Source organism: Haloplanus sp. GDY1, from assembly GCF_023703775.1.
GTDB lineage: Archaea > Halobacteriota > Halobacteria > Halobacteriales > Haloferacaceae > Haloplanus > Haloplanus halophilus.
Genome location: NZ_CP098516.1, coordinates 71,252 through 93,662, shown reverse-complemented (window position 1 = coordinate 93,662; position 22,411 = coordinate 71,252). Strand labels below are relative to the sequence as shown.

18 protein-coding genes and 1 pseudogene are annotated in these 22,411 nt (G+C 56.4%); 9 read left to right on the top strand and 10 right to left on the bottom strand.

All coding sequences use genetic code 11. The annotated features are described in order from the left end of the window. Positions 1–33 precede the first annotated feature (33 nt). The 4 genes from NBT67_RS17185 to NBT67_RS17170 all read left to right on the top strand — a co-directional run bounded on the left by NBT67_RS17185 (position 34) and on the right by NBT67_RS17170 (position 4,402). On the top strand, positions 34–1,647 hold the full coding sequence (locus NBT67_RS17185) for an ATP-binding protein (protein ID WP_251344535.1): 1,614 nt from the start codon (positions 34–36) through the stop codon (positions 1,645–1,647). Between the two features lie 492 nt (positions 1,648–2,139). Then, positions 2,140–3,222 (top strand): replication factor A, encoded by a 1,083-nt coding sequence (locus NBT67_RS17180; protein WP_251344534.1) that lies wholly within the window; start codon positions 2,140–2,142, stop codon positions 3,220–3,222. A 5-nt stretch (positions 3,223–3,227) separates the two neighbouring features. Then, positions 3,228–4,022, top strand: a complete 795-nt coding sequence (locus tag NBT67_RS17175; protein ID WP_251344533.1) for a DNA-binding protein — start codon at positions 3,228–3,230, stop codon at positions 4,020–4,022. Positions 4,023–4,024: 2 nt separating this feature from the next. Continuing rightward, a complete protein-coding gene (locus NBT67_RS17170; RefSeq protein ID WP_251344532.1) occupies positions 4,025–4,402 on the top strand; it encodes an HNH endonuclease in 378 nt (125 codons plus the stop codon). A 97-nt stretch (positions 4,403–4,499) separates the two neighbouring features. Here the strand turns inward: NBT67_RS17170 and NBT67_RS17165 are convergent, their stop codons facing one another. Beyond that, positions 4,500–5,240 (bottom strand): hypothetical protein, encoded by a 741-nt coding sequence (locus NBT67_RS17165; protein WP_251344531.1) that lies wholly within the window; start codon positions 5,238–5,240, stop codon positions 4,500–4,502. A gap of 830 nt (positions 5,241–6,070) precedes the next feature. On the opposite strand from NBT67_RS17165, the gene NBT67_RS17160 reads away from it, so the two are divergent. Next, positions 6,071–7,504, top strand: coding sequence for a Cdc6/Cdc18 family protein (locus NBT67_RS17160; RefSeq protein WP_251344530.1), 1,434 nt, complete (start codon positions 6,071–6,073; stop codon positions 7,502–7,504). Between the two features lie 82 nt (positions 7,505–7,586). On the opposite strand, the gene NBT67_RS17155 is transcribed toward NBT67_RS17160, so the two are convergent. Next, the gene (locus tag NBT67_RS17155) at positions 7,587–8,954 is read right to left on the bottom strand and encodes a metallophosphoesterase (protein WP_251344529.1); all 1,368 of its coding nucleotides are present in this window, start codon (positions 8,952–8,954) and stop codon (positions 7,587–7,589) included. 280 nt (positions 8,955–9,234) lie between these two features. Here NBT67_RS17155 and NBT67_RS17150 point away from each other — a divergent pair, with 280 nt between their 5' ends. Next, a complete protein-coding gene (locus NBT67_RS17150; protein ID WP_251344528.1) occupies positions 9,235–9,924 on the top strand; it encodes an SOS response-associated peptidase in 690 nt (229 codons plus the stop codon). Positions 9,925–9,939: 15 nt separating this feature from the next. Here the strand turns inward: NBT67_RS17150 and NBT67_RS17145 are convergent. From NBT67_RS17145 to NBT67_RS17110, 8 genes and pseudogenes are all read right to left on the bottom strand, one after another. Next, positions 9,940–10,186, bottom strand: a pseudogene (locus NBT67_RS17145) (AAA family ATPase); the annotation flags it as partial. 23 nt (positions 10,187–10,209) lie between these two features. Then, on the bottom strand, positions 10,210–11,457 hold the full coding sequence (locus NBT67_RS17140; RefSeq protein WP_251344527.1) for an SAVED domain-containing protein: 1,248 nt from the start codon (positions 11,455–11,457) through the stop codon (positions 10,210–10,212). After that, positions 11,454–13,790 (bottom strand): ThiF family adenylyltransferase, encoded by a 2,337-nt coding sequence (locus NBT67_RS17135; RefSeq protein WP_251344669.1) that lies wholly within the window; start codon positions 13,788–13,790, stop codon positions 11,454–11,456. The genes NBT67_RS17140 and NBT67_RS17135 overlap by 4 nt, the downstream gene beginning before the upstream one ends. Positions 13,791–13,798: 8 nt before the next feature. Next, positions 13,799–14,923 (bottom strand): SMODS domain-containing nucleotidyltransferase, encoded by a 1,125-nt coding sequence (locus tag NBT67_RS17130; RefSeq protein ID WP_251344668.1) that lies wholly within the window; start codon positions 14,921–14,923, stop codon positions 13,799–13,801. A 24-nt stretch (positions 14,924–14,947) separates the two neighbouring features. Then, positions 14,948–15,976, bottom strand: coding sequence for a Cdc6/Cdc18 family protein (locus NBT67_RS17125; RefSeq protein WP_251344667.1), 1,029 nt, complete (start codon positions 15,974–15,976; stop codon positions 14,948–14,950). A 159-nt stretch (positions 15,977–16,135) separates the two neighbouring features. Next, positions 16,136–16,495 carry a hypothetical protein gene (locus NBT67_RS17120; protein ID WP_251344666.1) on the bottom strand — a complete coding sequence of 120 codons (360 nt, stop codon included), beginning with the start codon at positions 16,493–16,495 and terminating at the stop codon, positions 16,136–16,138. Between the two features lie 45 nt (positions 16,496–16,540). Then, a complete protein-coding gene (locus tag NBT67_RS17115; RefSeq protein ID WP_251344665.1) occupies positions 16,541–16,996 on the bottom strand; it encodes a hypothetical protein in 456 nt (151 codons plus the stop codon). Positions 16,997–17,129: 133 nt separating this feature from the next. Beyond that, the gene (locus NBT67_RS17110) at positions 17,130–18,038 is read right to left on the bottom strand and encodes a hypothetical protein (RefSeq protein ID WP_251344664.1); all 909 of its coding nucleotides are present in this window, start codon (positions 18,036–18,038) and stop codon (positions 17,130–17,132) included. A 208-nt stretch (positions 18,039–18,246) separates the two neighbouring features. On the opposite strand from NBT67_RS17110, the gene NBT67_RS17105 reads away from it, so the two are divergent. From NBT67_RS17105 to NBT67_RS18230, 3 genes are read left to right on the top strand one after another with little or no spacing between them, the layout of a single operon-like run. Then, entirely contained in the window at positions 18,247–18,474 is a 228-nt protein-coding gene (locus NBT67_RS17105; protein WP_251344663.1) for a hypothetical protein, read from the top strand. Beyond that, positions 18,467–21,766 carry an ATP-binding protein gene (locus NBT67_RS17100; protein ID WP_251344662.1) on the top strand — a complete coding sequence of 1,100 codons (3,300 nt, stop codon included), beginning with the start codon at positions 18,467–18,469 and terminating at the stop codon, positions 21,764–21,766. Before NBT67_RS17105 ends, NBT67_RS17100 begins: the two co-directional genes overlap by 8 nt. Next, the gene (locus NBT67_RS18230; protein WP_425498951.1) at positions 21,766–22,407 is read left to right on the top strand and encodes a DUF7680 family protein; all 642 of its coding nucleotides are present in this window, start codon (positions 21,766–21,768) and stop codon (positions 22,405–22,407) included. Before NBT67_RS17100 ends, NBT67_RS18230 begins: the two co-directional genes overlap by 1 nt. The last annotated feature ends 4 nt before the right edge of the window (positions 22,408–22,411 follow it).

Below are 22,411 nucleotides of genomic sequence, written 5' to 3'. Positions count from 1 at the left end.
CGACCAAACAAAGGACATCATAGAAACTAACCCATGTCAATCAACATCCTCAATCCCACCGGCGTAGACGTCGCGACCATTCTCGGCGTGCTACTCGTCGTCGACCTCGCATACGCAGTATTCCGCTCCTGGGACCAGTTTCCGACCTACGGCAGGAAGGGCAGGGTCATCGAAGCGGTTCTACTCACGACGCCCATCACCTGGTGGTTCTTTGCTCATGCTTCCCGGACTGGCGATTCACTTGGAAACTATCAGGGGGCGCTCCTATTGGCCTTCATCGCGATATCACTCGTTTTTATTCTATGGAGGATCACCGGCAGAGCGCTCTATCCTCCGATTGCGGCAGGGTGGTTGTTTACGATTCCAGGGCTGCTTATTATCCATATTGTCGGAGGGTCCATCGGAGCGGTTGCCCCGGTGCTGGACGCCAGCATGAGCGATTACCTCGACGCCACCATATGGGAGTTAGCGATGGCGGGCGGAGCGTACATAGCGCTCAGTTTCATCGACAACCAACCCGAGAAAGATCAGTTCGACCTCTTGAATCCTCAGTGGGACGACTCGCTCCCTACGAAATCGGCGTCGGGGGCCGTCTCGACTAGTCGTAGTTCTAACACACCCCCCGCCGGGCAGAACACGTATGGCCACGGGGCTACCGGAGTGCACAACTCGGAATCGAAGAACCACAGGTCACGGCCGTGGCTTTCTGACTTGACGTATGACTGGCGACATTCGGAGACATCGTTCGATGATATCGGCGGATACTACGACCTCAAATACGCCCTCCGCGAGGACGTACTCAAGCCACTGCGAGCGGCACAGACGGGGGGTGACCCTTTCTCACGGTTCGGTGTCGAACCGGAGCGAGGCATCCTCCTGTATGGCCCGCCGGGGACGGGAAAGACGATGTTCGCGAGAGCGCTCGCCGGGGAACTGGACATTCCATTCGTCGAGCTGTCGCCGGCGGACGTGACGAGCATGTGGATCAACGAAAGTAGCGACCAGGTCAAGACACTGTTCAGCGAGGCCGACCAGATCGGGCAGTGTGTCGTCTTCCTCGATGAGGCTGAACATCTCTTCGGCGCTCGCGAGCACACGGCGAAGAGCGCCCATGCCGAGGATCGAAAGGTCACGAGCGAGTTCCTCGCGCAATTCACTCGGGATGACCGCGAAGCGATTGTGGTGTCGGCGACGAATCGGCCGGGCGATATCGACCGGGCGATTCTCCGACCGGGTCGCCTAACGGCGCACTTCGAGGTCGGGCTCCCCGACGAGGAGGCTCGCCACGCGATTCTCAAGACCCATCTCGACGGCATTCCCGCGTCGGTCTCGGGCGATGAGTTCGCGGCGCTTGCCCGCCACACCGACGGATTGACCGGCGCAGATCTCGCAAACCTCGTGGGACAGGCTCGGCGAAGTGCGGCACATCGAAATGCGCGAACAGTTACCCGCGAGGACTTCCCCTCGGAGGACGCCCTCGAGGAGCTGTCGGCGGAGTTGGCGGCGGAGAATGAGACTGACCAACTCCCGGAAACCGACGCCGATTCGGATGTTGATACTGTGGACCCGACGAAAGCGAAAGCGGGCATCCGAGCGGACGACGCGACCGGACAGGGAACCGAAGGCCCAACTCGCGGTTACCAGTAGGGAAGATACCCTCCCCCGTGATCCGGTGGCCCCGGAACGGCCGACGAAGGTTTTCTGCGTGGCGCAGCAGCGCGAGTTGAGTTAGGGCACCGTTCCTACGCAACAATTGAACCGGTTGGTGACTTCACTCTGTTGCGTAGGAATCGCTGACTCGCTATCTCCGACCCGCCGCCTTCGCCCACCAGCTCCGAATTCTCTATCCTCGTATCTCCCACGGCAACCACTGTGCAACTGTCGGTCGCAACACGATACAACGGAACGGTCGCTATCAACCTGGGTCGCTCACTGCGATGTCCCCGATCCCGTCGCTGAGGACACAATATTACACTTCGATGGAGGGGCGTTTTCCACACGTTCGAGAGGGCGTTCGGAGGAGAGGAATTCGCTGCCACAGATACGCGGGATTGCGGGGGATGGCGACGGAAATCGACCGAATACGGTCGATTCCGCTGGCCGAATTTATAGCGAGATAGAGCGTATATTCGGGCGGACATGAACACCCTCCGAGAAGATGCCCAACTCCTTCACGAGCAGGTGGCCCCCCATCTGCCCGACGACCGTGAAAGTGACTACGGCATCGACGCCCTTGAGACGCTTTTCGACTCCTACGTGAACACGTATCGAGTGCCGAGAACCGCGGCCTTCGACAGCGTCCGGAACCACGTCCTCAAAGAAGCCCAAGTAGATGCGGAAGCGTTCTGGGCCTCACTCCGGAGCGGCGACCAGGGAACGACCGATGACCCCCTCCCCCTCGCCGAATGTACCACTGACGGTGCGTGGGTGACTGTGCGAGCGAAAATTGTCGAACACTGGGACCCTCGCGAAGACTCGATCCATCAAGTCGGCCTCATCGGTGACGAATCTGGCCGGCTAAAGTTCGTTGCGTGGGCGAAGTCGAACCCACCCATCCTCAAGGAAGGCACGACGTACACGTTCAAAGACGTCGTCGTCGACGAATACGACGGGAACTACTCGCTGAAGATCAACTCGCGTAGCGAAATCATCGAACACGCCGCAGACAGTCCGGAGGCAGTCGGTTCGGTCGGAACGATGACGACCGTCTATGATGGCGTCTTCGTCGCGATGCAGAGTCAATCCGGGCTCATCAAGCGGTGCACAGACCCGGAATGTACGCGCGTGATCCAGCAGGGAGAGTGCAGCGAACACGGTCCGAACGGGGGTGAGTTCGACCTCCGAATAAAGGGCGTCCTCGACGACGGGGAATCCGTCCAAGAGTGTCTGTTTACCGCCGGGTTGACAGAAGTCGTGACTGGTATCGACCTAGAGGAAGCCAAACAAATAGCGTCGGATGCGCTTGACATCAGCGTGGTCGAACGCCGACTGACTGAGCTGCTCATCGGGCGTCGCTACACGGTCGAGGGGCCGATCCTCGGTCGGTATCTTCTGGTCGATGACGTTTCAGAGTCCCCGAATCGAACGTTCGCTCAAGGGTATCACGACGTGGTCGATGACTTACTTTCTGAGTACGGCTACGATGGGCCGGGCCTGACGGCCGAGAACATCGAGGACCTCCCCGAGACGTACGACGCGCCTGTAGCTGCGGGAGGGAACTGAGAACCATGGCAGCAGCAGACCCTACGCCCCAGCAGACGGATGTACCGACTCGCGAAGTCGCCAAGCGTGTCTTCGCCGCAGAGCTGAACACGGCGACCTACACGTTCAAAACCTCGCAAGATGAGCGAGCGCCGGTTTACGTCGCGCTCCCGACAGGCGAGCGAGCCAACCGGATCTGCATCGCCGGGGCGGTCACGGATATCGAAGACGTCGGTGAGACCGCAGAGTACCTCCGGGCTCGCGTCGTCGATCCGACGGGCACATTCTGGGTGTACGCCGGTGAGTATCAGACGGATGCACGCACCCAACTCAAGAAGATACAGCCGCCGGAGTTCGTCACGATTGTCGGCAAGCCGCGGACCTACAAGACGGACAACGGCTCGGTGAACGTCTCGGTCGTTCCCGAGAACATCGGTGTCATCGACCTCAAGACGCGGAACGCGTGGGTGTACGAAACAGCGGAACGGACACTCGAGCGGGTTCATACTGCACGAGAGACTTCTCCGAAGGTCGCGGCGCTGGCTCGCGAGCAGTACGGCCACGATGGGTCGTCATTCGCGCACGTCGCGGCGTTCGCACTACAGGACCTGCTCGCTGCGAGCGGCCACGAAATGGAGAGTGGTGCCAGCCTCAACGAGGACGCGTTCCACGAGCGCCTGGAGCAAATCGAGTCCGAAACCCCATTGGCGTCCTCGAATGACGACATCGTCGATTCTACGGGCGCTGAAAGCGAATCTCAGCCGGCGGGGGATCTGGGGAAGCAACGCGCCCCTTCTGCGGGTGACGCCGATTTCGACTAGCCATGTTTGGAGGTCGATCTGGAATCAGCGGTCGATATGATGATCCGCGAGCGCACGACGGGAAGTATCCGCCGGACTGGGATGCTCGCAGAAAGGCAGTCTACCAGCGCGATAACTACACGTGCCAGCAGTGTGGGCGGCGGAGTGGCCCCCACGCAGGGGATGGCGGTGTCCCTCTGCACGCACATCACCGCCAGACGCTCCGGGATGGTGGCTGGCACCACCTTGGGAACTTGGTGACAGTCTGCCAGTACTGCCATGACGGAATTCACGGTTATCCCACAGGTAGGGACTACGGCGTTGGTGGGTTCAACGGGCTCCGGGTCTTTCGAGCGGTCGGCCGCGCGGTAATGCGGGCTCTTCGCTGGGTGATGCGATGACGACGTCTCTCGCGACGAAAAGCGAGGTGAGTGATGTAGCCCCGAGCAGTATGCGTATGCTCGCGGGAGTTGTTGTCGTCAAGAATCTGTTGAGGTTCTAGACGCTTTGCGTTTCACTAGGGAGGGGGGCCGTTTTCGGACCGGGTTCGGCCATGACGATATCGTCGTGGGGAGCTGATCGGACGACGAAGGTACAGTCGACGACGGGATCGAGCTCGTCGATAAAGCCGGGTTCGGTCCGGTAGTAAGCGAACGCGAGTTCTGCAATCTGTTGGACTTCAGCACGCAACACGTGCGAGTCGATTCCTGGGAGGAGTCGGTCCTCGTCGAGCGGCGAGAGCGCGAAGTCGAGATCAACGTCGATATCGATGTCGGCGTATCCATAGTCGGGTTCAACTTCGCGTCCGTGATCGCGGTGATCGTCGTCGACGCCGAAGGAGGTGGGCGACGTCGGGCTCGGGTGTCCGGTGGCAGGGCCCTCGAGCTCGGGCATCGAGATTCCAATGGCGTCTGTGAGCATTGTCATCGCGTAGGGACCGCTGAAGAACAGGAGATCATCGAGGCGGGTGCGCCCGGTGACGTGGTCGACATCGAGAACCTCGAACCGTTCGGCTTGTGGCACGAGCTGGTCGAGGAGGAAGTGGCCGTTGTTGGCAGCGGAAATCACGAGTTGGAACTCATCAAGGGCGCGGGCGACGACTGGCACGTACTCGGTCGGATAACCGAGGTCGGTGACGGCGTGGTAGATGTTCATTGCGGTGACGGGAGAGAATAGTGGCATGGTTGAGGAAGCGTCCGGAGCGGTGTCGAACGGGCCGCCGGTCGATGGGTCAGACATGAGCAAGCCGTTTAGCCGCGTATTGGTATTTAAAGCCGAGCTCGAACATCCCACAAGACGTGGATGACACCCCCACCCCTTTTTCGAGTTGTAACAGAACGAGGATGGGGGTGGGGGTGAGAGCCGAAGAAGGCTCGAACAGCCTGAATAGCGGGATTCCAGAGGAATCAATGGTCCTAAAGCCGGTATTTGGCATAGTACCACAATATGAGAATCTTTATGTAGTACGGTAGCGCACCACACCCGTAGTAGACAATATCTACGAACGATACGTAGGTTCCCCTACGTATCCGTGAGTAGTAGGGTCGCCGTGGATCAGCACGGGGAATGTGGTGAGAATCGTGGTTTAAACTCCTCTCCGGCCAGGTTCACGGCGATGCGTCTCTTGCGGCACCTCTGTTGTCCCTCCCGTCGTTTCGCGTTACAACTCGAAAAAGGGGTGGGGGTGTGGGATTCTCTCCTCGAGGACGTCATTTGATCTCATTCGAGTACGCCGTGTGAGATGTCTGGGGGGCAGGCTCTCGACATCTGTGTGGAACTTTCCATATACTCTTTGCATCTGATACGAATGTGAAAGGGGAACATCCCGAACCTGTGTTAGAGGCTCCCAAGCCGTTACAACACGAAATAGGGGTGTCTCGTTGATTTCCATTTGAATTCTGATAAGATGTTACAACTCGAAATAGGGGAGTGGCACCGCGTCGACAATGGTTCGAGACTTTGAATGGAGAGATTGCCGACTGAGTTACTCCACCGGGCGAATACTCGACGTTACAAATCGAAATAGGTTGCCTTCACTTATTTATACTAGGCCTACACAGGATTGTGGTATGGGTGATGGACAGTCGGATACAGATAATCGGACGGAACAGTCTGGTTCTATAGAGGATGTTCCAAACGGTCCTGAGGGCCGCAATTCTGACGAGTCTGACACCAGTCAAACCACGCTCGATAATTCTGGCAGTGGGATTTCGATTATGGACGAACTCCAATCCGAATCTGTCGAGACTGTCTTCGAGAACAAGGATTTGGTTCGCCCGGATACTATAATCGACGAAGATCGGATCGTTGGTCGCGATGAGCAGTTGAAGACCGTCATCACAAATCTGAAACCTGCTCTCCAGGACCACGGCATTCCGGATATGTTGCTGACTGGACCGTCTGGAACCGGGAAATCCCTGATAATTCATGCAGTCTGTAAGAAGATCGTCGAACTGAGCGAGGCTCAGGGAATGCGGTTCGGTGTGTTTTCGATTAACTGCGAGGGTCCAGGTACGACTAGTCGTGCCGTCTATCGTCTCATTCAAGAAGCGACGCTAAACATCGATGCAGAACCTGGGGTCCCCGAGAGCGGTGTCTCGACAGACCAGAAACTCGAGCGGTTGTGGGAAATAATGCGTGAGCACTACGATGGGGTGATCTTTGTCTTAGATGAGGTGGATATGCTTGATGGCCCTTACTCAGAACCGGAATACAATTCGCTTCTCTACCAACTCTCACGGGCCCGTGATCTCGGCCGCTTTGACGGACCCGTCTCCGTCACCGCGATAACCAACTACGTCGATTTCATGTCCGACCTCAATAGTCGAGCGAACAGCTCGTTCAATCCGGACGAGATTTTCTTCGAGGATTACGACGCAACGCAGCTTCGACATATTCTCCGAAACCGCGAAGATGCGTTCAAACAAGAAGCCCTCGCGGATGATGTTGTTCCTCTGGTGGCAGCGTTCGGCTCTCAAACGCACGGTGATGCACGGAAGGCCATCGATTTGCTTCGATGGTCCGGAGAGTTAGCTGATAAGCAAGGTGATGAACGTGTTGTCGAAACCCACGTTCGAACTGCCCAGGAGCGATACGACTCAGACAGAAAGCTACGGCACATCGGTGGGCTTTCGACTCAAAAAAAGCTCTGCATCTTCGCAGTTGCTGCAACGGACTATTATTCAAATGCAGGTGTCGACTGGATTCCGGCTGGTCCTTCCTATTCTCTCTACCAGTACATCTGCGACTCCCTCGACGCCGACTCCTATGGTCGAGAGACCTTCGTCAATCACGTCACTGAACAGGCGACCTACGGCATCCTCGAGTTCGACCGACGTGGTCGAGGCAGGGGGAAAGGAATCCACATGCACTTCGATCTCGCTGAGGACCCCGAGGCGATCATGGAACGAATATTGGAGGATGACCGATTTACTGAGCTGGAGCGTGAAGAAGAAATGATGCGATCAATCGCCAAAGCGCAGATGAGCTCGTTCCTGAACTAGATTCTCGGCTGTGGAGACCGACGCAACCCACCACCATTTACAACTCGAAACAGGGGTGTCTCCCGACGGGGGGCTTCGATATTCATGCGGATTTCCGCGTTACAACTCGAAATAGGGGTGTCGTTCGTCGTATTCGCTGCTCCCGGGGGTTCCGACTTCGCTTACAACGCGAAATAGGGGGGTGGCTTTTTGACGGAACTCGCGAGCGTAGTGCAACTGCGATTCCTTTGACCCCTTCATTTCGAGTCGACATTTTGAGATGGTTGACCCCCTTAGTGATGCCGTGTTCTTCGAATCTTCGACGTAGACACTGTTCGTCGAAGTAGTTCCCTCCGTGGTAGATAATCGGCTCAGAGCCATGATCCTCAAGGTACTCAGACAGCTCCTGAAGAAGTGCTGACTCGTCGTCCGGATCGAAGAATTGTCGGTACGCATCGTTCTGGTAGCTGTAGGTGCCGACCAGCCAAATCCGGTCCTGCTGAAGGTCTGTTTCTATGTCTAAGAGGAGAGGGTTCGTATCGTGAAGGATGTCGAAGGTAGACTCGTTTAGAATCACGACCTCATCGTTTTCGAAAGCCTGTCGATGAGCAATCCACCGGTCCACGTGCCATGACGAGGCTCCAGGGAGGGCTTCGAGCTCAGCACGCCGTTTTTCGGTAATCTCGTCTGGGGTTGTAATCCCTAACTCACTGAACTGTTCCACTCGGTTCCTCCCGACCTGGACGAGATCAGTCAGTCGGCTTCCTAGCAAATTCCGAGTGTCGTAGAACTCGTACTCGATAGACTCATTCGAGGCGTCGATGGAGATGAGTGCGTATCTTCCTGGGTCGTCTAATCCGTCGTGAGACGCAATATTGATCACCGTGCCATATTCGAGGAGTTCAGCTCTGCCTCCGAATTGATGGCAATGACCGCAGACGGTGACTGGTGGCTGGATGTCGTCTAAGAAGCTCCTGACTGCTTTCGATCCGATATGTTGTTGCCCGAATCGCTTACCGATATCGAGGATGCCGAAGGGAGGGGTGTGAGTGACCAGAATAGGGGTTCCGTCTTCACAAGCGGTGCGTTGTTCGGAAAGATGTCGTTGAACCTCGTCTTCGGTATAGGTGATGAGACCAGGACCCTGGGTCGAGCCTTCCTGACCGATGAACACGAGGTCCTCGTGAGTGTATGGTGTTCTGTGGAGGTCGGTGGTAAACTCCGCATCGAATTGAGGGCCGGTTGGCGGGGGGAGGTCGTCGTTTCCTCGGACATAGAGTGATTGTTGGTGCTTCGTGAGACGAGCCAGTTCTGCAAGATGATCCGTGTCACTATCGGCGTTTTTGAAACGTGAGAGGTCGTCGCCGGCATACAGTAGTAGATCTGGAGTTATTTCTACAGTTTCGAGAATAGTGTAGAGATCGTCAATAGGTTGGGAACGCCAGTCAGATACGGCGAGTATGTGGGTCATTTTGTATGAGCGTAGTTAGTGTAGCCTCTTCTATCGTTTGTTTAGGTGTACCGTCTGCCATTAGGAGATTCTCCACCCTCATTTGGCCCACTATTCACCCGTCGGGCACGCAATCGCTGCGACGTCGAGCTTCAATTGTTTTCCAGAATCCGGCTCGACGATCGCTGCCGTGGTTAACCAACAACCTAGGCCCATCGGGACAATATGTTGGTTAAGAAGTGGACACCGGTGAGATTCTTGTGCGACCACGTTGAAGATGCCTCCCTCCGAACTCTCAGATATGTGTGGCCGAAACTCCCTCTTCATCGACCAGGCCGATCTCGAGGCTCGCTTCGACGCCGAGGTCGTCACGGACGGCGGGTACACACCCCGGTACAACATCGCGCCGGGTGATGACCTCCACATCGTCACGAACGAGGCTCCAGACGAGATCGACGCCTACCACTGGGGGCTGATTCCGTTCTGGGCGGACGAGCCTGAGAAGGGCATCATCAACGCTCGCTCCGAGACTGCCGACGAGAAACGCGTCTTCGAGCGGGCATGGGAATCGCGCCCCTGTCTCGTCCCCTCGTCGGGGTTCTACGAATGGAAAGCACCAAACGGCGGGGCGAAACAACCCTACCGAATCTATCGCGAGGACGACCCCGCGTTCGCGATGGCCGGCCTCTGGGACGTCTGGGAGGGCGACGACGAGACGATCCCGTGCGTCACGATTCTCACGACAGAGCCGAACGACCTAATGAACTCCATCCACGACCGGATGCCGGTCGTCCTTCCACAGGACGTTGAGTCCGACTGGCTCGCTGCAGACCCGGACACCCGCAAGGAATTGTGCCAGCCGTATCCGAAGGACGATCTAGACGCTTACGAGATCTCGACGCGGGTCAACAATCCCGGCAACGACGATTCCCAGGTCATCGAGCCGCTGGACCACGAGCAATCGGGCCTCGGCGAGTTCAGTTCGGGGTAGGTGGCGGCGTCACGGTCATTGCACCGGAGACGCCGCTGCCGAATCGACGAGCGAGTACTCTCGATCCCGACTCGTCACCTCCGCTTCGAGGAGGTTGTACTGGGCCATCGTCGAGAGATGCGTTCAGACGGTACGCTTCGTTCGAGGGTTATCGACCTCCTGTGTAGCGGTCGTGAATCTTACTGAGTCCGAGCGGCCCATGGTCGCGAACGATATCGTAGTCAACCCGTTGGTGAGGGCTGAGCGAATTGAGGATCTTCTGGATGGAAATGGGTGGTTGATTTCCTACTGCTCTTCCGAGGCGTTGTCTGAGCCGTCTGAAAGTGGTTGGTCCTGTAACCGACCAGCGGGATAGTATCGACCCTCGTCTTTGCTATAGAGGTAGGTCTGGATCGGTCTGAGTGTGTTTGATTTTCGCCCGAAAAGAAAGGCGAGCCCTATCGGGCCAGCTATGAAGAGATGAATGGTCGATGTTTTTGGCAGTTCTTTGACCGCGTCTCGTACATTGGTCCGGAAAACATCTGCAGCATGGGTTGCCTGTGCCGGGGACAGTTCCACATCAGGCCCATCTTCCGGTGTCAATCTGAGAACGCCGTTGAAATCCGGAAGGTCGTTATGCATCTGGTCTATCTCCGGTTGTACATCGGCAGCGATGTTGACAAGCACCGCAAGCTCCGATCCGTGATTCGGTTGTCTTTGGAGATCTCCTTCTAGCCCGCTTTCCTCTTCGTCGATATCGAGTGTCCATTCTGTCATTCCGGCAGGGCCGGTGGGTTGCATCCACGTTGCTTGGATTCGACGTGTGGTTGGGAGACAGTAACCGGCCGCGAAAGCAGCGGGAAGATGCGTTCGGCCACGGAAGCGGAGGGGGCGGCCCGATGCGTTTTGAATTAGACAGTCCGTTACCCTGGTTAACGCCGGGAGTAGACGCTGGTTCCATACTTCTTGGGATGGTGGACCCTGTTCGAAAGATCTTGACCAGTCGATTGCAATCGCTGGATCGATGTTGTGAGCCGGCGATTCGTAGGTGTCAAGTGAACATTCGAGAGGATCACCGTCCGGCAAATACCCATCTATCCGCTCGATCCGCTCTGATAAGACGGCCTGGACGATATCTGTAGCTTTGTCAGATGTGGTCGCCTCCAGGGGAAGCATTTTCCAGGCAGAAAAGTCGTGGAGTATCGGTGCCTCGTTGAGTATCGATTTGGCTTCTCCAACGCTAATATCGGGACATGGCACAACGACCACGAAAAATTCGTCATCACTGTCCCATCGCTTGTTGAATCCCGGCAACTCGTCGTTGAGAATGATGTCGGAGTCGGCTACGCCCTCACTGACGAGCGCAATCCCACTGGCTGTTTCCGGGTTCTCCAGTTGGTCGATAATCTCATCTCTGAGTGGCTCCGGCTTCAAATCGAAGACGTCCCGCCAAATCGGCACCCCGTGTCGCTCCAGTTCCGTTTGCAGGAAGTTGGCGACGTCCGTCTGTTCGTGTTTATAGCTGAGAAATACACGGCCAGTTGGATCAGTCATGTATCGTCACCGACGTTGAGAGTTGTAGCCGCATCGGCATTGTCAATCCGTTCTAACTGCTCGTATTCCTTACTATCGTGGAATAGATAGGCGTTAATCGTGAACTGACCTTCTTCGTCCTGACCAACGATGAAGAGGAGCGGATGGGGGCAGTCGTAGCCGTCATCGTTGGCGATTTCATTCATCGCAGTCCGATCGTCCCGACTGATATCGGGTGAAGCTCCAGGATGGTAGTGCCATTCACCGAGATAGTCGATGCCGATGCTCTCCCTGGCGTCTTTGAGCCATTCCTCGACTTTGTCGGTTCCGCGGAGGAATCGAGTTGGTTGTTGAATGGAGTCCCGCGGTGGGTCTCGGGCATTAACCACCAGTGCTGGTCCATCGAGACGGTCGGTTCCAGCCAGAATACCGCCCGTTTCACAGGGATGTTCTTTTCGGCAGCGCTCATACATCGCTTCAAGACACGTGGCCGGAATCTGTACGGTGATTGGTGATTCCGGTGCTCGCCATATTGTTCCGTCCTGGAAGGGAGGTGTGGCCTGTGAAATGGTCGGCAGTTCGTCGCCGCTACTTGTCTCGAGTACGGTGAAGTGATTCTCGCGCAGGCTCAATGCCGTCGCCTGATCCAGAAGCCGTGTCACTGTCCCTGCCCACGTCATCACCCGGTCCGTTTGGATAACTGATGCTGGGTGCCAGCAGCCCACTCGTTCGGGGATGGCATCCTCATCTTCGTCCCATTCGATCTGTTCTTGTAACCGCCATGGATCGAACGCTTCGTTATAATCGCTGTACGGGAAGGTATGTGAGTAAGCTGTGAAGCAGAACAACCTGTTCGCTCGCCGACCCATCGCAACGGAGCAAAACACGACCGGGTGATTCCATCTATTCGCATCCAGAGCGCGACGAACTCCCCGTGACGCGGTACAGTCAATTACTGCCTCCGCTTCTCTAATTGGCTCCGGCAACTCACCGCTCGGCGGAAAGGCACTGTCGACATCAAGTACCTGGGCGTACGGTGCAATTGATTCGAGCCGGTCCGCGATTGCTGTCGCCTTGTTTCGTCCCACATCATCGATTGTTAGTGTGTGGCGAGCCACGTTGCCGATCTCATATGTGTCGTTGTCGACGATGGTAAGCTGCTGACAGCCAGCTCGAACGATGTTCTCGGCAACCATACTGCCGAGCGCTCCCGCTCCGATGACCACGATGTTGCGATCCAGGAACCACTCTGTCATATGCCCGCGTCTGGTGAGCTGCTCATGCGACCAGTTGTCCGAGTCCAGCCACCGAATCTGTTCCTCTCCGGCTTCCCGCCGTTCGGCTATCTCAGGCCCTTTTCCAGTATCTCGAAATCCGCCGGAGAGGTCATTCGGATCTTTGAACTCCTGTATCTCGATTGGTTGCCAATAGATGATCTCGGGGTCGCCATCGACCGTTGCTGGGATAGGGAATCCAATTAGAAGGACCTTGACCGGCTCATCGTCCAAGACGGGCTTGATATTCGCCCGTAGTTCGTACGGGTCAGTCTCGGTACCATCGAAAAATACGTCTAACTGTTCCCACGTCTCCGGGGCTTCCCACGGGGTTTCAATCGGTACCTCTTCTAACAATGCCCACGCCCCGGAAATAGAGCCAACAGGGTTCGAATCGACGTATCCGCCCCATTGTGGCCGATAGACGACTTCATCGTCGCTATCTTTGAACGTACCAGTCGCGTATGTTTCTTCAGTAGTTGGCAATGGGCGGAGATTGACCGTCCCCCATTGTCCATACGTTGTCCTCCAGTCTGAGAACGACTCCTGCGTCTCATTGAATGCGATAGTCGTAGCCGAAGCCGAGTTCGTATCGAAGGCCGGGATTTCAAACGGTTCGTCTGGTTTCCGGAGTTCCCCTTTCGCAGCATTCCTTAACCACCGCAATGCTCGGTCCATATGCCAACAGAGTCGATCAGGGCTTGTGCTGGGTTCGCCGGTGGCCCCCGTTTGACTGAGGGTGTGCCCATAGCGGGCAACACAGATATCGCCTCGTCGCCACGGGGTATCGTCGCTCCCGGCCACGTTCAGCTTCTGGTGTGGGAATGTGGCGGTAATGGTATTTTCTTCTTGATCCGCAGGGTAGATCCCAATTGAACCGGCGGGGTACGTATCCCGTAGATGGAGATACCATTCCGTCTCGCGTGGAACGTGCGGATGGGATTCTAAGTCGTCTGGAGAAAGCCTGATCTTGACAATCCACCGTCCGTTGCTATCGTGTCGATATGGGTCTTTGAGGACGGTGACCCCATCCTGTTCGGCAATGGCTGCGACGGCTTCTGTAATTTCGTAGGGGGGCATTTATCTCATCAGCTGTCCGACTCGGCGAACTGGTGATCCGATGGATCCTCTACCTTTGAGGACGACCCTACTGACATGGCTTTCTCCCCTCCCTCGTCAGAATCGTCGTCACTTCCGAACGGAGGGAATTGCTCACCGAAGAGCTGGTACCAGTACTCCCTCGATGTTTCTTTGTCCTCCTCATCCAGTGCTGTCCGCGCGAGTTCTGCGGCACCCTCTGCCTCATCGTAGAACTCCGCGAAATCTTTCCCGTCGATCTGTTTGAGGACGTCATTTTCGGAGGTTATCGGGAGACCGTGAGCAGGCAGGGTAGGGGTTTCCTCAGCCATTGCCTCGGTTTTGAACTGCCGTGTGAGTTCTTCGAGCGTCCTTGTCACGCCCTCGGCGACGCTGTTGATATCGTCAGGACAGCACTGGCCAACGATGTGCTCGAGGGGATAGCTTGTCGGTCCTTCGACCTCGGGTGTCTTCGTTCGCCGCCACCATTTGATGGCCTTGACGACGTTCACGTAGTGACCATCCGTGATATCGTTCTTATTTACAGTGAAGGCGATAGTCGCGAGCGGATGGGTATTCTCCCACTCGTTCTCATCTCGATGTGGGATCTTGAGCGGTTCGTCCTTCCACTCGTCGTCACCATCTGCTGAGATATTGAGGGCCTTAGCCACCGTTGAAAGGTCGTCCGGAGTCAGGGCTGTCCCCACGTCCAGTGAACCCAGTGATTTGATGGCTTCACGTGTTGACTCGCTGGGTGCCGCTGTCAGGACGAGATCGATTTCCACCTTATCTTCCTCGATTTTGTAGGAGTGGGCATTCGGTTCCCACTGCCCCTCATAGTGTTCCTTCAGGAACGGTTCGCATTTCTCCAGCGCTACGTCGGTATCAAGGTCACTACTGAGATCAGAGACAAAGACGACGTCAACGTCAGATTTCTCGTCTTCCTGAGGTCTCAGTGCCGTCCACCGACGGTAGCTCCCCTGTAGAAAGTCTGCAACGTAGAACTCGTCGATGTCCTCGTCAGTCTGCAAGTGATCGCGGAGGGTTTGGTGGCCCTCCTTGTAGGCATCATTGTGCTCGTCCTGCGGGCGGATCTCTGACAGGAAGGTTTCGAACAGTGTGGGAAGCGTGGTCATAGTGTATCGATGTTCTGGAACATTTTAAGTGGTTGTTGCAACAGGCGGTGACTCAATGATCGCGTATTCTCGATCCCGGCTCGCGCCCTTGGCCTTGAGGAGATTGTACTGGGCCATCTTCGAAAGGTAGGACCGGACCGTCCGTTTCGTTCGTGGGTCATCGACTTCTCCGGTGTAGTGCTCGTGGATTTCGCTCGGCCCGACTGGGCCGTGCTCGCGAACGATGTCGTAGACGACCCGCTGGTGGGGAGTGAGTGAATCGAGACTCTTCTGCTTAATCTGAGCACGGGCATCCTCGGCGGCGTTCAGGAGGATGTCGTCGGTGATGCGCTCGTGATTCTCGCGATCGGCCTTGCCAGCGGCCGTTCGGAGGATGCCGATTGCGAGGCGGGCGTCGCCGGCGGCTGCGTCGGCGATCCGGTAGAGCTGGTCGTCGGTGATGACGTTCTCGTCGAGCCCCCACTTCGCCCGAGCACGCAGGATGTCGTACAGCTGCTTGTCGTGGTACTGCTTCATCCGCACGTGTTCGCTGGAGCGCAGCCGACTCACGAGGCGGTCGTCGACGCGGCTGAACAGCTCCTCTTCCTTGTTTGCGATGCAGATGATCGCGAACTGCGGGAGGCTGTGGAGATCGTAGATGACGCTGGGATCTTCCAGCTGGTCGACCTCGTCGAGGATGACGACGGTTCGTGGGCCGTCGTGCTGTTGGAGGCGGTCGACGAGTTCGTCGTGCGGCGTCGACTGCCGATGGATGTCAATCGTCGCGCCGATATCGTCGAGAATCTGGTACAGGGTACGGAACCGAGTGTAGTTGCGCCAACAATTGACGTAGGTGGCCTCGACGTCGAGAACCTCTTCTCGCAGCCGTTCAGTAACGAATTGTGAGATGCATGTCTTTCCGGTTCCGCTGGGGCCGGTGACGATGGCGGTGTCGGCAGGCTCACCGTTCGTGATCGGCTCGAGGACACTAGAGAGATGGTTGACTTCGGCGTCGCGATGCTCAACTTCTCGAGGGACGAACCCGGCGCGGAGAACGCGAGCATCGCGGATCATAGTTGCTTGATCGAAGGGTTCTCTGGCTAATACTAAAAACGTGACCGGGTTGCTTCCGGAAATACTCCATTTAGCCCTCTTGGCGATAACTGAATCCTGGCGCGGTAACGCGATTTCTGTTCGCGAAAATCGAAGGTTTCCGGAATTTCCGGAATCAGGTCACGGGCGGGAACTCGTTACACCGGGATTTTGCCAGTCGTCGGCTTCGTGTTCACTCCAGGCGATGAGATATACTCCGTTATCGGCGCGGCTTTGACAGTCCAGCTCATCCATCAAGTTATTCCAGCGTTCTTCGATCGTATTGCCGGACTGCTCGAGGAGTGACTTATCGAGTTCGTCGATCAGCTGCTCTTGGAGTCTCTGGTGTCGCTCGCTTCCGTACTCACCAAAGACAGCCTCATATCCTTCTCCTCGGAGTAGTCGAACGAGTGTCGTGATACGGAGGGCCCGGTCATCGCTTATGTCAAACTCCTCTTCTAACCGCATACACATCCTGCCAGCCCAATCAGATGCGCCCATAGTTTCCTTCTTGTTGTCAGCATAATAGATGTTCGTGCGCTCAGACTAGAAGCAGTCAGGACATTCCCATACAAATTCTCGACTCTTGCGTCGGTCGCTTTTTGGCATTTGAAAAGACTCACAGATTCCGCAGGTCTTGAATTCGGACTCGGGAATCAGTTCTATGAGATCCTCGTTCCAGATTCGGATTTCAGCCTTCTTGATGCTGTTTCGCTCGTTCTCTATCGTGGAACTGTTCCTGTTGAATTCCCACTCTCGGTTTTCGTTACGGCGCCATTCAGCCAATATGCGGAGAAGCTCGTCTTGTTCCTCTACGCCATCAAGATCTTCCTGGCAGTCCTCCACGACTTCTCGCCGAATTTTCGGTTCCACCTTGTCCCAGACCGCGGGTGTACTTCCATCTCCTTCGTGCCGCTTTTCCTCTCGTTTTTGCTTCTCTTCCAGCTCCTCGATTCTGGCATCAAGAGACTCTCGTATCGGGTCAAGATCGGGGACACTCATACGAAGATACCACGACTGGAACGTCAAATATCCCGGTGCTGTACCGCTTCTTCCCCGATTTAAACAGTGTTGAGGACCGCATGATTCCATCGCGTTCAGCTGTTCAAAATCAGCGGTCCATCCCGGATTGATATTATGCCCTGGGAATCAGGTGTCGTTTGACTTCTCTGGAACAATGATTGCAGAGTGTTGCTGGCATCGGGAGCGTATCTGGGGAGAATTGTCGAGTGTCGCCTGAACGGGCTTCATGACCACAGACGGTCGCCCCAGTTTCATTCCGTACGAGGTGGTACTTTGCCTTCCCAGATTGGCGGAGAGAAAATGCAGACTCATTTTCTGTGGGATAATCGTCGTCTACAATATCTTCGACCGTTGCCGAGGTAATCCAGTATCTGCTGAGATCCATCCACCAGGTGTTCGAGCATCGAATTTGCTGGCGGAAGACCTGCCGGTAATCCACCGTGAACCGTTGCGAATCCTGCTGAATGAGGTCATCGGTATGGAATTCGAGCGTCCGTGGGGAGCGCTCTCCCCTATTTGATTCAGGCTCCAACTCGATGGTCCACTCCGTTTTGACGTACGCTCCACCGGTGTATTCGACAGTGTCTGCGCTTACAGACTTGGTACGGTCACGAAGCCAACGAACGGTCGGTGGACGGAGCTTCTCGGTGAGCTGCTCTGAGAAGATGTCGTGTAGCAGTTCATCCGTGGCGAGTGCGTCTTGAAGGGCAGTTTCGAGCTCTTGAGGTGCCGTCTGGTTCGTATAGTTCTCTGCCTGTGCGATGAGTGTCTCTCGAGCTTCGGCAATCCCATCGACGGTCAACCAGAATCCGTACGGTTCGTGACCATCAGTGAGTACTTCACCATCAGTGAGCCGAACCAGCATCGGCCGGATATGGTCAGGTGCCGGAAACAGATGTAACTGGTATTGGTCGGTGACCGGGACTACTGGATAGGGGAACGCTTCCCTAGAGGGTGGTTCCCCCTCTTTACGGGGGACAGAGAAGTCCCCGAGATCTGCTAATGGGACGTGCCTCGGCATACAATCCGGAATACGACCCCAGTACGTTCCGTATCGGTGGTCGCGAGGACCGCGATTAATCTGCATTGTGAGTAGACCGATTTGCCCCAGTCACTTAGTATTCAGGGGGTGGTGGGGGGAGGTGCCATAGAAGAACTAACATACCCGAATTGGGAACTTAGACTAAGTAAAGGTTATAATATTCCCGTTAGGTGATGTGACTATCCAGATGACTCAGAAGACAATTGGACAGAACACCGGTCAATCGGGTCGGGTGAATTTGTCGGGACCTGAACTCGATAAGTTCAGTGCGGAGGTTGGAGACGCCATCAAGGTTGATGTCGCCGAGTCGAAGGGGATCGCCAAAGCGATTATCGAGAACAGTTCAGAGGATGAGTTCGTGATCGTGTCCAAACCAGACGCTGAATCATCATCGACGGAGAAAACCGATGAGTAGCGGGTACCCCTCTCTGTTCGAGAGTTGTCAGCCCAGGGACGATGTCTTGGACGGCTCACTTCAGGAAGAACAGTTCGCTGCGAAACTTTCGACCGTCGTCCACAACCCTGAGAAGGCAGCACCAGTATATCGGGACCCCGACTCATTCTATGATATGACCTACCCCACGGAGGGGCTCCGTACGTTGCTCTCCAATCTCACGGGGCGTTTCTTGGCGACGACAGAGTACGACCCAGGATCATATACTTCGAGTATTCTCTGTCTCGACACGAGATTTGGTGGTGGGAAAACGCACGACCTCATTGCCTCTTACCATCTTGCTGAGAATCCTTCCAATATTGACAATCTCTCGAACTACCTGCTGGACGGTGATGAGGAACTTGCGACTGACTATCAGAATGCGGTAGCTGAGGGCCTCGATATAGCGACGGGAGTGTTCATCGGAACGAAGGCTGATAGCAAGGATGCCCGCCATTCCGACGATGATCCGAATGCTCCGAACACTCGGACGATGTGGGGGGAGCTCGCGTACCAACTCTACGGCCTCGAGGGCTACGAGTATCTCAAGGACTACGATCAAGACCAGGCCGCACCTGGTGAGGGGACGCTCTCGAAACTTTTCGCTCAGTACGACCAGCCGGCTCTCATTCTGATTGACGAAATCGCCGACTACATGAACAAAGCCGCGGGCACGCCTGTCGGCGACAAGACGCTAGCCGATCAGACGCTTTCGTTCGTGATGGCGCTCCTCGAAGCGGCTGCCGAATCGGAGCACGTTACAGTCGTATACTCCATCGCGGATACGGCGTTTGGCGACCAGGCGGACCGGGTTCGTGATGGCGTCCGTGACCATATTGAGGAGGTCAACGAAATCGGCCGTCGGCAGCACAAGACGGTCACCCCGACTGACGAAAATGAGATTGGACAGGTGCTCCAACATCGCCTGTTTAGTCAGGTCCCGGATGAAACTGCACGGGAAGCCGCTGAATCGTACTTCCAGTTCTATGACCAGGGGGGGCGACAGTATCCGCAGGAAGCTACTGACGCCAGCTACGTGGATGTGCTTGCCCGCGAGTACCCGTTCCACCCCTCGCTGATAAATGCGTTAACAGATAAGATCGATACAATTCCGCGGTTCCAGCGGACTCGCGACGCCCTGCGCCTGCTTGCCCGAGCTGTCTATTACCTGTGGAACCACCAGCCCGACAGCTACGATCGTCATTGGATCCGAATCTATGACCTTACGGTGGCTGATGATGATCCCGGTGGAGGTATTCAGACGATCCTTCGCGAGCGGCTCTTCGACTTCGTGGACCTCGGTCCGGCGGTGACTGCCGACATCTACGACGACGATGGTACGGCACACGCGCAGCTTGAGGATCGGAAGTGGACCGAAAATGGCCTGCCTCCGCTTGGAACGCATCTGACGACAACGGTACTCTGGCACAGCTTGGCGTACGGTGAACAGGCCGCTGGCCTCACTCACGCTGATCTCAACCTCGCAATTGGCCATCCAGATCTGAACTTCGATGATTACGATGCTGCCCTTTCGGCACTCCGAGGGGACGATATGGATGTCGCCTGCTACTATCTCTACGAGGAGGAGCGAATTCGGTTCAAACAGGAACCGAATCTTATTCGCATCATCGACCAGCGGATCGACTCAACGCCCGAAGCCAGTGCTCACTCCCGGTTCGAGAACCGCCTCCTCTCGAAGGAAGTTGGCAGTGGTGGGTTTCAGCCCGTCGAATTCCCCGAATCACCGGCTGATTTGCCGGACACGCCCGACGCGCCCAAATTAGCCGTGATGCACCCAGATACGGCTGCCGTCGAAGATGGTGGCGAGACACCCCCTGGGAAGGTTACTCAGCTCTACGAGCAGAAGGCTGCAAAGCACGACGGCGAGACCGAGACGCGTATCTACAAGAATTACGCCCTGTTCCTCGCCCCGGATGCTGACCGAAAGGAGGCTGCAATCGAAGAGGCTAGGCGTCTCGAGGCTATCGAGGCCCTACTCGATAGCCCCGAACAGAAAGCGGACTTGTCCTCCGAGCAGATTGAGGAGCTTCGGGAACGGAGCGACGAGGCCCAGTTGATGCTGGGTGAACTCGTCCGCAACGTCTACCGACACCTATACTATCCTGATGAGGATGGACTGACCCACCTCACAATAAGCGCCACAGAGTCCAACGGCGGGACCACGTTGGTCGATGCGGTGCAAACGACTCTCGAAGGAAAGGTAATCAAACGAGACGCCGGCGCTCGAGGTGTCCACCACATTAAACAGAAGTTGTGGCAGCAGACGCAGGACTCGATGTCCACCGAAGCGCTGGTCAACCAGTACGCAAAGAAACCTGGCCTGGACTACCTCTTTAGTACGAAGCCGATTCGAGAGACAGTCGAGTCTCTCGTCGAGGATCACGGGTACGCATACTGGGATGGAGAGTCTGGAACGGTCTACTGGACAGGGTCCACAGACCCTGGCTCCTGGCCTCACCCTGAGCAGCTGGCGGATTCGCCTGATGTCGAGACCTCGATTCGTGACAGCGATGTCCAGATTGGCGATGCGTTCCTCGTCTATTTGGATATCGATGCCCTCGTCAAGGATCATCTGGACGAGATCGAACGGCCCGAACGGACTATCCCCACCTGTGCCGAGTGCGGCACGGAGGTTGAAAACCCAGAAGGCAGCGAACCCTACTACTGTGAGGAACACCAGTCCGAGACGACATGCAGTTCGTGCGGGAAGGAAGTCACCAGCGAGCGGTTGCTGGACGCTAGTGGCCGCTGTGAGGACTGCCAACCCGACGAGTCCTGGGAGGCGAGCAAAAAGATGATGTCCGCCTCACGGGCGTTCTCGGAAGTCCGTCGCGATGCTGAGTCGAAGGCTGGGACTGACCGAACACCTCTCCTCGAGGAAGTGACTATCCAGGTCGGCGGTGACGACCCCTTCCAAGCAGCTAAGTTCGTCAGCCAACGCCCCGGATTCAAAGCTCGCGAAGACGCGGTGACAGTCCGAATGGAGTACGAAACCCGGACTGACGACGGGACATACAACGCGGAGTTTACTGGGTCACCGAGTCGATTTCGGGACGTAATCGACCAACCAGGGTCGTTCGGCGATGCTCGCGAGACGATCCAGTTCCGGTTCCAGTTCGACGAGGCCGAGCCGATCACCGATGAGCGCGGAGACCTTCTTGCCGCTCTCGATAACGACCTTGATGCAGGCAACATCGATGTCCGTGTCGAAGGGCGCGGACCGATTCGAGCCAGTTCGGAGGTGACAATCTGATGGCCAGCAGCGGCTCGGGAGTCGAATCCCCGCCACCGAGGACGACAGAGGAGGACAGGTTGGTGCGTTACGGAACGAGTATGTTTGGTGGCCGGCCGACGTTCACTCTCGTCCGTCAGGAGACGGATAGTGGCGGAGAGTGGACCCTCCATGAACTCCTCCCCTGTGAGCAGGCTGAGGCCCGCCGTGACCGTTTAGAACGAGGTGGCCGGTCGTTGAGTATCACTCCGGTCAAGGAGTTGCTCATAGACGTGTCTGGTGATAATCTCCAATCGAAGTCTGAGGGCTGGACGTGGGACGAATGGGCCGGGGCAAAGGTCGCCCGACTTGACCCGACTCGTGTTCGCGCTCTGCAGGATGTTGTCCGCGAAGCAATCGAGGACACACCAGGGAAGACAGATGAGGTGCTTCGAGGGGGGAACGGATTCGTGTTCCTTCCCGAGTCTGCTGGTATACGCCTCGCGGTGGCATTTCGTGGAGTAAAACCCATCCAAAGAATCGACCGGATGCGTTCGCTGGCCCGAGGCGTGGCTCGAATGAGTAGCGAGGAGTGCTACTACTGGTATGCAAAATGTCGCTCACCGTCGAGTCCGAACGGAGAAAAAGCACTTCGAGTGCTGCTGACAAACCATATCGAGTGATCCA

What these genes read in the sequence shown, in the direction of transcription:
- NBT67_RS17185 (WP_251344535.1), top strand. Translation starts at nt 34, where the DNA reads ATGTCAATCAACATCCTCAATCCCACCGGCGTAGACGTCGCGACCATT.
- NBT67_RS17180 (WP_251344534.1), top strand. Translation starts at nt 2,140, where the DNA reads ATGAACACCCTCCGAGAAGATGCCCAACTCCTTCACGAGCAGGTGGCC.
- NBT67_RS17175 (WP_251344533.1), top strand. Translation starts at nt 3,228, where the DNA reads ATGGCAGCAGCAGACCCTACGCCCCAGCAGACGGATGTACCGACTCGC.
- NBT67_RS17170 (WP_251344532.1), top strand. Translation starts at nt 4,025, where the DNA reads ATGTTTGGAGGTCGATCTGGAATCAGCGGTCGATATGATGATCCGCGA.
- NBT67_RS17165 (WP_251344531.1), bottom strand. Translation starts at nt 5,240, where the DNA reads ATGTCTGACCCATCGACCGGCGGCCCGTTCGACACCGCTCCGGACGCT.
- NBT67_RS17160 (WP_251344530.1), top strand. Translation starts at nt 6,071, where the DNA reads ATGGGTGATGGACAGTCGGATACAGATAATCGGACGGAACAGTCTGGT.
- NBT67_RS17155 (WP_251344529.1), bottom strand. Translation starts at nt 8,954, where the DNA reads ATGACCCACATACTCGCCGTATCTGACTGGCGTTCCCAACCTATTGAC.
- NBT67_RS17150 (WP_251344528.1), top strand. Translation starts at nt 9,235, where the DNA reads ATGTGTGGCCGAAACTCCCTCTTCATCGACCAGGCCGATCTCGAGGCT.
- NBT67_RS17140 (WP_251344527.1), bottom strand. Translation starts at nt 11,457, where the DNA reads ATGACTGATCCAACTGGCCGTGTATTTCTCAGCTATAAACACGAACAG.
- NBT67_RS17135 (WP_251344669.1), bottom strand. Translation starts at nt 13,790, where the DNA reads ATGCCCCCCTACGAAATTACAGAAGCCGTCGCAGCCATTGCCGAACAG.
- NBT67_RS17130 (WP_251344668.1), bottom strand. Translation starts at nt 14,923, where the DNA reads ATGACCACGCTTCCCACACTGTTCGAAACCTTCCTGTCAGAGATCCGC.
- NBT67_RS17125 (WP_251344667.1), bottom strand. Translation starts at nt 15,976, where the DNA reads ATGATCCGCGATGCTCGCGTTCTCCGCGCCGGGTTCGTCCCTCGAGAA.
- NBT67_RS17120 (WP_251344666.1), bottom strand. Translation starts at nt 16,495, where the DNA reads ATGGGCGCATCTGATTGGGCTGGCAGGATGTGTATGCGGTTAGAAGAG.
- NBT67_RS17115 (WP_251344665.1), bottom strand. Translation starts at nt 16,996, where the DNA reads ATGAGTGTCCCCGATCTTGACCCGATACGAGAGTCTCTTGATGCCAGA.
- NBT67_RS17110 (WP_251344664.1), bottom strand. Translation starts at nt 18,038, where the DNA reads ATGCCGAGGCACGTCCCATTAGCAGATCTCGGGGACTTCTCTGTCCCC.
- NBT67_RS17105 (WP_251344663.1), top strand. Translation starts at nt 18,247, where the DNA reads ATGACTCAGAAGACAATTGGACAGAACACCGGTCAATCGGGTCGGGTG.
- NBT67_RS17100 (WP_251344662.1), top strand. Translation starts at nt 18,467, where the DNA reads ATGAGTAGCGGGTACCCCTCTCTGTTCGAGAGTTGTCAGCCCAGGGAC.
- NBT67_RS18230 (WP_425498951.1), top strand. Translation starts at nt 21,766, where the DNA reads ATGGCCAGCAGCGGCTCGGGAGTCGAATCCCCGCCACCGAGGACGACA.